At 66.6% G+C, this 12,728-nt stretch carries 11 protein-coding genes; 6 read left to right on the forward strand and 5 right to left on the reverse strand.

Annotated elements, in window-relative coordinates; all coding sequences use genetic code 11:
* Positions 1 to 27 precede the first annotated feature (27 nt).
* Positions 28 to 1,020 carry a hopanoid-associated sugar epimerase gene (gene hpnA, locus AB4Z27_RS08885; RefSeq protein ID WP_441644302.1) on the reverse strand — a complete coding sequence of 331 codons (993 nt, stop codon included), beginning with the start codon at positions 1,018 to 1,020 and terminating at the stop codon, positions 28 to 30.
* Between the two features lie 212 nt (positions 1,021 to 1,232).
* Between hpnA and ispH the strand changes: the two genes are divergently transcribed.
* Genes ispH through AB4Z27_RS08905 form a run of 4 tightly spaced genes read left to right on the forward strand, consistent with a single transcriptional unit; the run spans position 1,233 to position 4,484 of the window.
* Complete coding sequence (gene ispH, locus AB4Z27_RS08890) at positions 1,233 to 2,231, forward strand: 4-hydroxy-3-methylbut-2-enyl diphosphate reductase (protein WP_092297108.1); 999 nt, start codon at positions 1,233 to 1,235, stop codon at positions 2,229 to 2,231.
* 33 nt (positions 2,232 to 2,264) lie between these two features.
* Positions 2,265 to 3,425, forward strand: a complete 1,161-nt coding sequence (gene hpnH / locus AB4Z27_RS08895) for an adenosyl-hopene transferase HpnH (protein WP_441644282.1) — start codon at positions 2,265 to 2,267, stop codon at positions 3,423 to 3,425.
* Positions 3,426 to 3,472: 47 nt separating this feature from the next.
* Positions 3,473 to 4,078 carry a nucleotidyltransferase domain-containing protein gene (locus AB4Z27_RS08900; protein WP_441644283.1) on the forward strand — a complete coding sequence of 202 codons (606 nt, stop codon included), beginning with the start codon at positions 3,473 to 3,475 and terminating at the stop codon, positions 4,076 to 4,078.
* The gene (locus AB4Z27_RS08905; protein ID WP_441644284.1) at positions 4,044 to 4,484 is read left to right on the forward strand and encodes a DNA-binding protein; all 441 of its coding nucleotides are present in this window, start codon (positions 4,044 to 4,046) and stop codon (positions 4,482 to 4,484) included. Before AB4Z27_RS08900 ends, AB4Z27_RS08905 begins: the two co-directional genes overlap by 35 nt.
* A gap of 46 nt (positions 4,485 to 4,530) precedes the next feature.
* Here AB4Z27_RS08905 and AB4Z27_RS08910 read toward each other — a convergent pair whose 3' ends face one another.
* Positions 4,531 to 5,172, reverse strand: a complete 642-nt coding sequence (locus AB4Z27_RS08910) for an MlaC/ttg2D family ABC transporter substrate-binding protein (RefSeq protein WP_092297096.1) — start codon at positions 5,170 to 5,172, stop codon at positions 4,531 to 4,533.
* A gap of 168 nt (positions 5,173 to 5,340) precedes the next feature.
* On the opposite strand from AB4Z27_RS08910, the gene AB4Z27_RS08915 reads away from it, so the two are divergent.
* Both AB4Z27_RS08915 and AB4Z27_RS08920 read left to right on the forward strand, forming a co-directional pair.
* A complete protein-coding gene (locus tag AB4Z27_RS08915) occupies positions 5,341 to 8,067 on the forward strand; it encodes an MMPL family transporter (protein WP_441644285.1) in 2,727 nt (908 codons plus the stop codon).
* A 167-nt stretch (positions 8,068 to 8,234) separates the two neighbouring features.
* A complete protein-coding gene (locus AB4Z27_RS08920; protein WP_441644303.1) occupies positions 8,235 to 9,104 on the forward strand; it encodes an MlaA family lipoprotein in 870 nt (289 codons plus the stop codon).
* Positions 9,105 to 9,229: 125 nt separating this feature from the next.
* Here AB4Z27_RS08920 and AB4Z27_RS08925 read toward each other — a convergent pair whose 3' ends face one another.
* From AB4Z27_RS08925 to pelG, 3 genes are all read right to left on the reverse strand, one after another.
* Positions 9,230 to 10,360, reverse strand: coding sequence for a sensor histidine kinase (locus AB4Z27_RS08925; RefSeq protein ID WP_441644286.1), 1,131 nt, complete (start codon positions 10,358 to 10,360; stop codon positions 9,230 to 9,232).
* A 13-nt stretch (positions 10,361 to 10,373) separates the two neighbouring features.
* Entirely contained in the window at positions 10,374 to 11,090 is a 717-nt protein-coding gene (locus AB4Z27_RS08930; protein ID WP_092297083.1) for a response regulator transcription factor, read from the reverse strand.
* A gap of 266 nt (positions 11,091 to 11,356) precedes the next feature.
* Positions 11,357 to 12,727, reverse strand: coding sequence for an exopolysaccharide Pel transporter PelG (gene pelG / locus AB4Z27_RS08935; protein WP_441592879.1), 1,371 nt, complete (start codon positions 12,725 to 12,727; stop codon positions 11,357 to 11,359).
* Position 12,728 lies beyond the last annotated feature (1 nt).

Consider the following 12,728-nt stretch of genomic DNA (forward strand, 5'->3'; position numbering starts at 1 on the left):
CGATCGCTCTATCTGTATCTAATAGTGCTAGTTGAGATAGCCGGCCTCGCGGAACCAGGTCAGGGCGTCACGCAGCCCCTCCTGATACGGCCGCGGCGTGTAGCCAAGTTCGCGCCGCGCCTTGTCCGACGTGAAGAACATCCGGTATTGGGACATCTTCAGGCCGTCAACGGTCACGAACGGCTCCTTTCCGGTGAAACGCGCCACGGTCTCGGCCACCCGCGCCAGCGGGTACAGCGGCCAGCGYGGCAGTTGCACGGTGGGCGGCTTGCGGCCGGTCATGCCGGCGATGTCCTGCAGCATCTGCCGCAAAGTGACGTCCTGACCACCCAAAATGTACCGTTCGCCGATCTTGCCGCGCTCCAGCGCCAGGAAATGGCCCGTCGCGACGTCATCGACATGGGCGAGGTTCAGGCCSGTATCGACGAACGCCGGGATCTTGCCCGTGGCCGCCTCGACGATGATCCGCCCGGTGGGCGTCGGCCGTACATCGCGCGGGCCGATCGGCGTGGACGGATTGACGATGACCGCCGGCAAACCCTCGGCGACCAGGCGCTCCACTTCGCGCTCGGCCAGCACCTTGCTGCGCTTGTAGGCGCCGATGGCCTCGTGGCCGGCCATGGCAGCCGTCTCGTCCACGGGCGCCGTGGCGCCGGCCACCCGGAGCGTGGCCACGCTGCTGGTGTATACAATGCGCTCCACGCCGGCCTGCCGGGCGGCTTCCATCACGGTGACGGTGCCATCCACGTTGGATCGGACGATTTCCTCGGGATCGGGCGCCCAGAGCCGGTAATCGGCCGCCACGTGGAACAGATAGCGCACGCCCGCCATCGCGCGCGACATGGACGCCGCGTCGCGCATATCGCCCTCCACCACCTCCACAGGCAACCCGGCAAGGTTGGCACGCGGGCTGGTGGCCCGCACCAGCACCCGGACCTGGAAACCCCGGTCGAGGGCCTGCCGCATCACAGAAGAGCCAAGAAAACCCGACGCGCCTGTCACCAAAATGCAATTGTTAATTTCAGTTCCCCTGTCTACAGATTGCCATTTTGGGCCGTTAAGGCCCTAAACCACGCGCATTGTGACCCAAAAGCCCGTGTTGGCCGCAGCCAACGTGCCAGACAGAAATTTCTGCACCGGTATATAGTAACCACCGTGAGCCGGAAAGTGATGCCGGCATACCAAGATAAGAAAATGTTGAATATTCGTCAGTGGGTCGGGGGGCCGTCCCTATGCAGGTAATACTCGCCCAGCCTCGGGGCTTCTGTGCCGGCGTGGTCCGTGCGATCGAGATCGTCGACCGCGCGCTGGTCAAGCATGGCGCTCCCGTCTACGTYCGGCACGAGATTGTCCACAACAAGCACGTGGTGGAAGGCTTGCGGCAGAAAGGCGCGCGTTTCGTCGAGGAACTGGAAGAAGTGCCCGGTGGMGCCGTCACCATCTTCAGCGCCCACGGAGTCTCGCGGGAAGTCGTGGCGGACGCCCGGCACCGAGCGTTGCACGCCATCGACGCGACCTGCCCGCTCGTCATCAAGGTGCATACCCAGGGCCGCCAGTATGCTGCGGCCGGCCGTCACGTGATCCTGATCGGCCATGCCGGGCACCCGGAGGTGGAAGGCACGATGGGCCAGATCCCCGGCAAGGTGATCCTGGTCCAGAATGAAGCGGAAGTCGCCACGCTGGACCTGCCGATAGATGCCCCCGTGGCCTATATCACGCAGACCACGTTGTCCGTGGACGACACCCGTAATATCATTGCGGCGCTCGCGGCGCGCTTCACCAATTTGGTCGGGCCGAACACGCGCGACATCTGCTACGCCACCCAAAACCGCCAGAGTGCGGTGCGCGAGATGTCGTCGCGGGTGGATGTGATTCTCGTGATCGGGGCGACAAATAGCTCCAATTCCAACCGTTTACGCGAAATTGGCACGGAAAGCGGCGTGCCGAGCTACCTGATTGCCGATGGCAGCGAGCTGGATCCCGCCTGGGTTCGGGACGCCGATGTCGTGGGCATTACCGCGGGGGCCTCGGCGCCCGAGGCGATGGTGGAAGACGTGATCGCGGCGTTACGCCGACTCGGGCCGGTCGAGGTATCGACCATGGAAGGCATCGTGGAACACGCGGAATTCCGCCTGCCGGCCGAATTGGCCGACACAGCACTGGCACAACCCGCCAGCAAGACAACCGAACAGCGCGATGCGCGCCTCGCCGACCAGACGGCGGCAGGCTGAACCGCACCGCCGAACCCTCACAGGAAGCACCCCTTGGCCATTCCGTTTCTGCAGGTCGCCCGCGTTGGCGCCTATATTGCTCGCAAGCACCTCTCCGGGCAAAAGCGCTACCCGCTCGCCCTGATGCTGGAACCCCTGTTCCGCTGCAACCTCGCCTGCTCCGGCTGCGGCAAGATCGACTATCCGGATCCCATCCTGAACCAGCGCCTGTCCGTGGCGGAATGCCTGCAGTCCGTGGACGAGTGCGGCGCGCCCGTGGTGTCCATCGCCGGCGGTGAGCCGCTGCTGCACAAGGACATGCCCGAGATCGTGCGCGGCATCATCGCCCGCAAGCGCTTTGTCTACCTGTGCACCAACGCGCTGCTGATGGAGAAGAAGATCGACCAGTACGAGCCGAGCCCGTACTTCGTGTGGTCGATCCACCTCGACGGCGACCGCGAGATGCATGACCACTCGGTCAACCAGGAAGGCGTGTACGACCGCTGCGTGGAAGCCATCCGCATGGCCAAGGAACGCGGCTTCCGCGTGAACATCAACTGCACGCTGTTCAACGACGCCAAGCCGGACCGCGTGGCCAAGTTCTTCGACTCGGTCAAGGCGATGGGCGTGGACGGCATCACGGTGTCGCCGGGCTATGCCTACGAGCGCGCGCCGGACCAGCAGCACTTCCTGAACCGCAACAAGACCAAGCAGCTGTTCCGCGACATCCTGTCGCGCGGCCGTGCGGGCAAGAACTGGGCATTCAGCCAGTCGACGATGTTCCTGGACTTCCTGGCCGGCAATCAGACCTACAAGTGCACGCCCTGGGGCAACCCGGCGCGCACGGTGTTCGGCTGGCAGCGCCCGTGCTACCTGGTGGGCGAAGGCTACGTGAAGACCTTCAAGGAACTGATGGAAGACACGGACTGGGACGCYTATGGCGTCGGCAAYTATGAAAAGTGCGCCGACTGCATGGTCCACAGCGGCTTCGAAGCCACCGCCGTGGCCGACACGTTCTCGCATCCGCTCAAGGCGCTGGGCGTGACCCTGCGCGGCGTGAAGACGACCGGCGCCATGGCCCCGGACATCTCGCTGGACAAGCAACGCCCGGCCGACTACGTGTTCTCGCGCCACGTCGAGATCAAGCTGGCCGAGATCGGMAACCWGAAGAAGGCTCAGGGCAGCCGCGCCGAAGCCGTGCAAGCGACGCATTGAGCGCAATCTCRCAGTCGAAGCATTTTTGGCTACAATCGTAGCCGAAAATGCTTCAATCTCTTTCCGACACCCTCTTCAGCCAATACCGGCGCCGTGTTCTGGGCCTGCTCCTGCTSCGCCCGGAGGCGTCGTATCACGTCCGAGAGATTGCCCGCCTGACCGGCACGGCGCCCGGCACCCTCCATAAAGAACTGAGCAAGCTGGCGGAAGCCGGCATCCTCACGCGTACGCCCCAGGGCAACCAGGTGCTTTATCGCGCGAACCGGGCTTCCCCGGTGTTCGAGGAACTGGCCGGGATCATGCGCAAGACGTCCGGCGCAGTCGAGGCCTTGACGCTTGCCCTCGCGCCAGTCGCCGCCTCAATCCAGGCGGCGTTCATCTTCGGTTCCGTGGCAGCGGGCCGTGACGTGGCCGACAGTGACATCGACGTCGCCATCATCGGGTCTATTACCTTTCGGGACAGTGTTCAGCTGCTGTATCCGGTACAGTCGTCGCTCGCCCGCGAGATCAACGCAAAGGTGTTCTCCGCGGAGGAATGGCAATCACTCGTCCAGCGCCGGGATCCGTTCGTCGTGGATGTGGTTGCGAAACCGAAGCTTTTCCTGATCGGCAACGACGATGACCTTGGAGAAYCTGCTGGGACTGAGCCTTGACGCGACTGCGCCAAGCCGGGAGCAAATCGAACGCCTGCTCGGTGCCGCGCGGCGCAACCTCGCCGACGCCCGGATCGAGGCCGTCAGCCACGAAAACCGCTTCGATGCCGCTTACAAGGCCATCCTGCAGTGCGCCATGGCCGCACTCAACGCCCGCGGCTACCGCACGCTGACCAGCCGACCCGGCCATCACCAGACTGCGCTGCAGACGTTGAGCCTGACCATCAGCCTGSCCGCCGAGCGGCTTATCGTGCTTGATGCACTGCGCAAACAGCGCAACCTTTCCGACTATTCAGGGGATCTGGTGCCGTTGTCCGCCGTGCGCGAATGTATCGCCTGCGCCGCGGAACTACTGGATGACGTGACCGGCTGGCTCCGGGGTCATCATCCCCAATTGCTGGGATGACGGCCACCGAGGCCCGCCCTTCACCGCTCAAGCTACCTAGGACCGATTAAGCCGCCGCCCGGGCGTTGTGATTGGTCAGATACTTGATCAGGCCGTCCACGCCGTCGCGGGCGACGATGTCGGCGAACTGCTTGCGGTACACCTCGATCAGCCACGCGCCCATCATATTGATGTCGTAGATTTTCCAGCCGTCGTTGCCGCGTTGGAGGCGGTAGTCGATCAGCATCTCGTCGCCATTGTTCAGCACGCGGGTGGCCACCACGGAGTCGTTGGCGCTGCTGCCAGCCTTGGCCGGCTTGTAGGTAAATTTGGGACTCTGGTCACGCAGTTGCGAGAGCGAAACYGCGTAGCTGCGCACCAGCAGGGCCGTGAATTGCTCCTGGAGTGTTTTTTGCTGTTCAGGGGTAGCCTGCTTCCAGGCATTCCCGACCGCGAGGCGGGTGGTGCGGCCGAAATCCGTGTAAGGCAGGAACTCACGCTGCACGACGGCGGTAATTTTTGCCAGATCGCCGCTGCGCGTCTCGGGATCGGCCTTGATCTTGGCAATCACGCCTTCGACGGCGGTTTGCACGAGCTTGTCAGGTGACGTCTGGGCGTGCGCGGTGCCGATCATCGCTACGGCCGCAATCGCCACGGCAACGGGGGCAATCGCGGGAGCAATGATGGCGCTGGGAAATTGTCGGTTCATGAGTCTCCGATGCAGGGATAATCGACCACAGGGCCAGTCGGCCCAGTATATAGCGGATCGCGGCGCGGCCGGACCGCGGCGGGTGCGGAGAAGCCGCTGCCAGCGGCTATACTCCGGGCTGCCGCCTCCGTGCGCCCCGGCCGGGCCGGGTGCCAGAACCCCACGCAAATGATCAGATCCACGCTGACCCGTATCGTCAAGTTTTCCACCGTTCGCGCCTGGACCGTGATCGGCGTCTCGCTGCTGCTCACCATTGCCAGCGGCGTCTACATGGCGCGCAACTTCGCCATCAATACCGATATCAGCCGCCTGCTGGAGTCCGACGCGCCGTGGGCGCAGAACGACGCGGCCATCAGCGACGCGTTTCCGCAGCGCGACAAAATGATCCTGGCCGTGGTGCAGGCCCCGGCCAAGGAACTGGCCGACGCCGCCGCCAACGAGCTGGCCGACGCCCTGCGCCAGCAGCCGCAGCGCTTCCGCGCAGTAGGCCAGCCCGGCGCGGGCGCCTTCTTCGAGCGCAACGGCCTGCTGTTCGCCGATACGGCTTCGGTCAACGACATGGCCGCCAAGCTCACCCAGGCGCGACCGCTGATCAACAACCTCGCCCATGACCCCACGCTGCGTGGGCTGTCCGACCTGCTGACCACCACGCTGACCCTGCCGCTGCAACTGGGCCAGATCAAGCTGGGCGATATGGAGAAGCTGCTGGCGGCCAGCGCCACCACCGTGGACGGCGTGCTGGCCAACAAACCCGTGGCGCTGTCCTGGATGGGGCTGGTCGACGACAGCCTGAAGCCTAATGCCGATGGCCGGGCGTTCAGCTTCGTCACGCTGTCGCCGGTGCTCGACTTCAGCGACCTCAAGGCCGGCGCCGGCGCCAGCGAGGCCATCCGTCGCGCCGCCGCCGATCTCAAGCTCGACCAGCGCTATGGCGCCGCCRTCCGTCTCACCGGCCCGCAGCCGCTGGCGGACGACGAATTCGCATCCGTGAGCGAAGGTGCCGTGCTCAACGGCCTGCTCACGCTGGTGGTGGTCATCGGCATTCTCTGGATGGCGCTGCGTTCCGCGCGCCTGATCGTGGCCGTGCTGGCCAGCCTGGTGGCCGGCCTGCTGATGACGGCCGCGCTGGGCCTGATGATGGTGGGCGCGCTGAACATGATCTCGGTGGCGTTCGCCGTGCTGTTCGTCGGGCTGGGGGTGGACTTCGGCATCCAGTTCGGCGTGCGCTACCGTGCCGAGCGGCACGAGCACGACGACCTCGACGAAGCCCTGCGGCTGACCGCGCGCGACGTCGGCACGCCGCTGACGCTGGCCGCCGCCGCCACTGCCGCCGCGTTCTTCTGCTTCCTGCCCACCGACTACCGGGGCGTGGCGGAGTTGGGCAAGATCGCCGGCGTGGGCATGTTCATCGCCTACGCCACCACGTTCACGCTGCTGCCGGCCCTGATCCGCGTGCTGCGCCCCAAGGGCGAAGCCGAGTTGCCCGGCTTCGGCTGGTTGGCCCCGGCCGATGCGTTCTTCGAGCGCCATCGCAAGGGCGTGCTGGTGGGCGTGCTGGTGCTGATCATCGGCGGCGCCCCGCTGCTGCCGCACCTGAAGTTCGATTTCGATCCGCTGCACCTGAAGGACCCGCATTCCGAGTCGATGTCCACGCTGCTGGCGCTCAAGGATGCCCCGCAGGCCGGCACCGACGACGTGAAGGTGCTGGCCCCGTCCCTGGCCGCCGCCCAGCGCACCGCCGACAAGCTCAAGGCCCTGCCCGAGGTGGAGCGCGTGGTCACGCTGCGCACCTTCATCCCTGACGACCAGGCGCCGAAGCTGGCGATCATCGCCGGGCTGGCGAAGACGATGATGCCGGCGCTGACGCAAWCCCCATCCGCGCCGGCTGACGATGTGCGGCGCGTGGCATCACTGCGCAACGCCTCGCGCCAGCTCGACCTGGCCGCGCTCGATCATCCCGGCCCGGGCGCGGAAGCCGCCGCGCATCTGTCGCGTTCCCTGAAGAAGCTGTCCGATGCCGAACCCGCCACGCGCGATCGTGCCGAGCGCGCCATCGCCCTGCCGCTGCGGCTTGCGCTGGCCACGCTGCAACGTTCGCTGCAGCCGGAGCCGGTGTCGCAGCAGACCCTGCCGCCGGAACTCCTGCGCGACTGGCTGGCCCCGGACGGCAAGGCGCTGCTCAGCGTTACGCCCAAGCTGCCACCGCCAGGCGTCAAGAACGAGGCCGCGCGCGCCGCCGCGCTCGACCACTTCCTGGACGTGATGGCCCGCGTGCAGCCCGATGCCACGGGCGGCCCGATCGCGATCCGCGGTTCGGCGGACACGATCATGACCGCGTTCAGCCATGCTGGCCTATGGGCCGTGCTGTCGATCACGGTACTGCTCTGGATCACGCTGCGGCGCATCGGCGACGTGCTGCGCACGCTGATTCCGCTGCTGGTGTCCGGCATCGTCACGCTGGAGCTGTGCGTGGTGTTCGGCATCGCGCTGAACTTCGCCAACGTGATTGCGCTCCCGCTGCTGCTCGGCATCGGCGTCGCGTTCAAGATCTACTACGTGATTGCGTGGCGCAACGGCAAGACCAAGCTGCTGCAATCGAGCCTGACGCATGCGGTGCTGTTCAGCGCCGCCACCACGGCCACGGCGTTCGGCAGCCTCTGGCTGTCGCACCACCCGGGCACGGCGAGCWTGGGCAAGCTGCTGGCGCTGGCGCTGGTGACCACGCTGGCGGGCGCGGTGTTCTTCCAGCCGATCCTGATGGGCCGGCCGCGCCGGGCGCCGGTGGGGCGCCATGACCCGCTCGGCCCCTCGCTACCCCCCTTGACGGTGGCTACGACGCTGGGGAATTCCGCCGATAACCACCATGGGGCAGACAACGGGAATACCAGGCGGTAAGTGGCGGTGATGCGGTATTGTTGCCTGCCGCCGCCCTTGAAGTACCGGCGGCCGGCCCCCATAACCACAAGAAATCAAGAAAGACCAACCGTCTCACCATGCTCTCCCGTCTCCCGCTCATGCCCGGCGCCCGCCATCTTCCGGTTTCCCCCTCTGTTCCCCGCTCGATGGGCCGCTCGCGGATCGCCAGCGTGCTGGCCGCTACCGCCCTCTCCGCCCTGATCACGGGCTGCGCCTCCGGTCCGCAAGCCAACCCCGACGATCCGCTCGAGCCGATGAACCGCGTGACCTTCAAGGTCAACGACACGGTGGACCAGTACGTGGCCGTGCCCGTCGCCAAGGGCTACAAGGCCGTGACGCCCGAGCCGGTGCGGCTGGCCGTGACCAACTTCTATTCGAACCTCGCCGACGTCGGCAACTTCGCCAACAACCTGCTGCAAGGCAAGGGCACCGCCGCGGCGGAGACGCTGATGCGCGTGGCGATCAACTCGGTGCTYGGCATCGGMGGCCTGATCGACATCGCCACGGCGGCCGGCATCGAGCGCCATTCGCAGGATCTGGGGCTGACGCTGGGCGTGTGGGGCTTTCCGCAGGGGCCGTACATCGTGCTGCCGCTGTTCGGGCCGAGCACGGTGCGCGATGGCATCGGGCTGGCCGGCAGCTTCTACCTCGACCCGGCGCACTACCTCGACCCGGCATGGCGCAATTCGCTGTTCGCGCTCAACGTGGTGAACGTGCGGACGAACCTGCTCGGCGCGACGGACCTGCTCTCGCTGGCGGCGCTGGACAAGTATTCCTTCGTGCGGGATGGCTATCTGCAGCGCCGCCGCTACCTGCTGGGCCAGGGCGGCGACGATCTGCCGTCGTATGACGATGAGGATGAGGGCACGCCTTCGGACGTGCCGAAGCGGATCAASCCGGATACGCCGGCTTCCCCCGATGCATCGGCCAAGCCGGACGCCGACGGCGCCAAGCCCGAACCCACCCCACCGGTGCCGGCCGCCACGCCGGCGCCTGCACCGGGGATGGCGAAGTAAAAAAAGCCGTGTCCGCGCCGAGGCCAGCGCGGACACTAAAGCCTCGGATGCGGAGTCCGTGGCCCCACCCATCGTAGGCAAGTTCGGCTCTGCCGATTGCCAACAATTGTGTCGGCGCGGCCGGATCAGCCGGCGCGGCGGCGCAASGGCAGCAACAGCGTGAAGGTGGCCCCGGCGCCGGCGGCGCTGTCCACCATGACGCGGCCGCCGTGCCGCTCTGCCACGGTCTTCACGAACACCAGCCCCAGCCCGCTGCCGCCCGGCGCATCGGCGCCCGGCGCATGCACGCGGCGGAACGGTTCGAACAGGCGTGCCTGATCCGCGTAGGAAATCCCAGGGCCGGAATCCGACACCGCCACCGCCAGGAACGGCCCCATGCGCCGCARTCGCACCGACACCGGTTTGCCCGGCGGCCCGAACTTGATGGCATTGCTGACCAGATTGGCGATGGCGCGCACCAGCAGCACCGGCGCGGCACGCAGGGTCTCACCCTCCGCCTCCAGACTCAGTTGCAGCTCGATGCCGCGCGCCTTGGCCAGCGCCCAGAGTTCATCAGTGGCATCCAGCACCAGCCCGGTCAGCTCCACCTCGGCAAATTCCAGCCGCTCCGAGTCGGCCTGCGCCAGCCGGATAAAGTCATCGGCCAGCGCCAGCGTGCGGTGAGCGTGCTCGGCGATGCGGGCCAGCAGCACCTCCGGCGGCAGCGCGCGGTTGGGCCGCGACTGCATGTCGATCAGCGCCAGGATCGACGCCTGGGGCGAACGCATGTCGTGCGACAGGAAATGCAGCATCTGGGCGCGCTGGCGCTCGGCGCGGCGCACCGTGGTGATGTCGATCAGGCTGACGATGGCCCCGGGCGGGCAGCCCGCCTCGCCCTGCAGCGGCGCGCCGTGGAGCAGGAAGCGGCGATCGTCCTCGGTGGCGAGTTCCACGCCCTGGGAATCGTCGGACGACATGACCGGCGCGTGGGAATCCAGCACCGCGCAGAGCCCGTCCCAGTAGGCGAGGCCGGGGCCCGGCACCGGGAACAGCGCTTCGATCAGGTCCGGCAGGCCCGGCGGCGCGAGGCCGCCATAGGCATCTTCGGGGAAATCAGGGAAATCGAGGGATGCGCCCGCCGCCAGATCCTCGATGCCGGACARCATGGCAGGCGCCAGCGCCACCGCGCGGCGGTTCGCCACGAGGATGCCACCGTCGATATCGACGATCACCGTGGCCTCGGGCAGGTTCTCGAGGCCGTCGAGATACCGGGGCAACGGCGGCGCCTGGCTACGCATCAGGCTGCCCKGCGGCCAGCGTGCTGGCCTCCTCGAACCGGTAGCCGTGCGAGTAGACGGACATCAGCCGCACGCCGTTGTCGGGCCGCATCTCCAGCTTGATGCGCAGCCGCGAGATATGGGTGTCCAGCGTGCGCGAGCCGGCCTCCATGGCGCGGCCCCAGACGGCCTGCTCGATCACCTCGCGCGAAAGCAGCCGGCCGATATTGCGGAACAGGAACAGCGCGAGATCGAACTCGCGCGGCGACAGTTCCACCAGCGTGCCCGACAGCGTGATGGATCGACGGCGCGCATCCACTACATAGCGGCCCTGGCGCAGCAGTTGATCGTCATGAGGCACCGCCGGATAGGCGCGGCGCAGCAACGCACGCACCCGGGCCACGAATTCGGCGGGGCGCACCGGCTTGGCCAGGTAGTCGTCGGCGCCCACGGCGAGGCCGGCGACGATGTCGGATTCATCGATCCGGCTGGTCAGGAACAGGATGGGCGGCAGCCGGCCGGCATGCTGGCGCACCCAGTTCACGACTTCGTAGCCGCTCATGTCGGGCAGTTGCCAGTCGATGACCAGCAGGTCGAATACCTGGTCGCGCAGCGCGCGCAGGAAATCCGATCCGGCGGCGAAGCTCGTACAGGTAAAGCCGGCCTCCTCGAGCAGTTGTCGGATCTGTGCGGCCTGGCTGGGGTCGTCCTCCACGGAGGCAATTCTCATACATCCCTCTGATGACTACCGCCGATGTGTGGCGCGGCCGCGTCATGTTACCCAAACGCACGATGGCGCGTCGAGGCTCCGTTCGGGGGGCATGCACCAGTGTTGCGGCGCCGCCGCGACGGCGGGGGATGGCGCGCGGCAAGCGCAGCCATWGGGCCACATTGGGCCACATKGGGCCGGCACGTTTGAAACGATGGCKRGCGAGGCGCMCKYAAGCGCCCCGCCGCGTGTAAAAGCTACAACAACCCTCCCCTGCCCGCTCCGCCCTACTGCAGCATGTAGGTCTCGTACTCCAGGCGCTCCAGCTTGCGGTCCAGCAGGTACAGCGCCAGCGCCACCACGATCAGCAGCGACACCGCGAACCCGTAGCCATACCAGGCCGGGCCCAGCTCCAGCGTGAGTCGGGTCAGCACGAAGTTCAGCACCACGAAGGTCCCGGTCAGCAGCAGCACCTCGCGCCGGCGGTCCAGGTAGAAGTAGATGTTGAGCACGCCGAGCAGCACCACCTGCAAGCTCGCGCCGATCACGTCGACATAGAGCAGCGGCAGGTACAGCTCGGAGATGCCCAGCAGCCGCAGCACCCACGGCCCGACCACGAACAGCAGCAGCGCCGCGATGGCCTGCACCTTCACGATCTCGTACAGCCCCAGGCGGATGGTCTGGACCATCGTGTTGCGCATGTCCTCGATGTGCTCGAGCGAACTGCCGCCGCGCACCGCGTTGTAGAACGCGTCGTAGTACTCGACGAAATCGGTCTCGATACGCACCAGGAACACGGCCATGCCSGGGATGATGGCGAGGTAGGCCAGGAACACCGGGATGTCGTAGATGATGGACGCGTGCAGCGGGCCGATCACCTGCTGGCCCGTGGACGGCGCGTACCAGAACATGAACTTGTCCATCCAGATGCCGAGGTTGTAGAACAGGCCGATGGCCACCAGGCTCGGATAGGCGTAGCGCTTCTGGAACACCTCGAACGACATGAAGCGCTGGCTGGTGTAGTTGCGGTAGATCAGCGTGATCATGCCCACCAGCAGGCAGAGCTGCCCCACCACGAAGCCGGCCAACAGCCCCTCCAGCCCGCGCGAGCGCAGCGCCAGCGCGCCCAGCACCGTGATCGTGTAGCCGACGAAGAACGTCCACACGATGGCCTTGTACTGCTTCATGCCCGACAGGAAGATCGCCGCGATCCAGATATTGCTCATGATCACGAAGCCCGCGATCATCAGCAGCCGGTACAGCACCGACTGCTCCGGGAACGCCCAGACCGCGCAGCCCACGCCGATGGCGCCGGCCAGCCCGGTGGAGAGCAGCGCCACCGCGTGGTAGTTCGACAGCACGAGGTGGTCGCGCCGCTCGAACAGCCGGTCGGAGGTGAAGCGCGTGAACGACAGCTGCATCGGCCCGGTCAGGATCAGGCTGCAGGCAATCAGGTAGGTCACCGACACCTGGAATTGCGTGATCAGCATCCCCGGAATCACGAAGCCGATGCTCAGCAGGCCGATCAGCAGGATGCCGAGGATCGACAGCACCCACGGCCCGGAGCTGATCACGCCGGCGTAGGCGTAGGCGCTCAGCATGCCGGACAGGCTGTCGCGCCGGAGCATCTTGCGGAGTTCGAAACCAATCCCGGCCATG

The organism is Cupriavidus sp. KB_39, from assembly GCF_052114485.1.
GTDB lineage: Bacteria > Pseudomonadota > Gammaproteobacteria > Burkholderiales > Burkholderiaceae > Cupriavidus.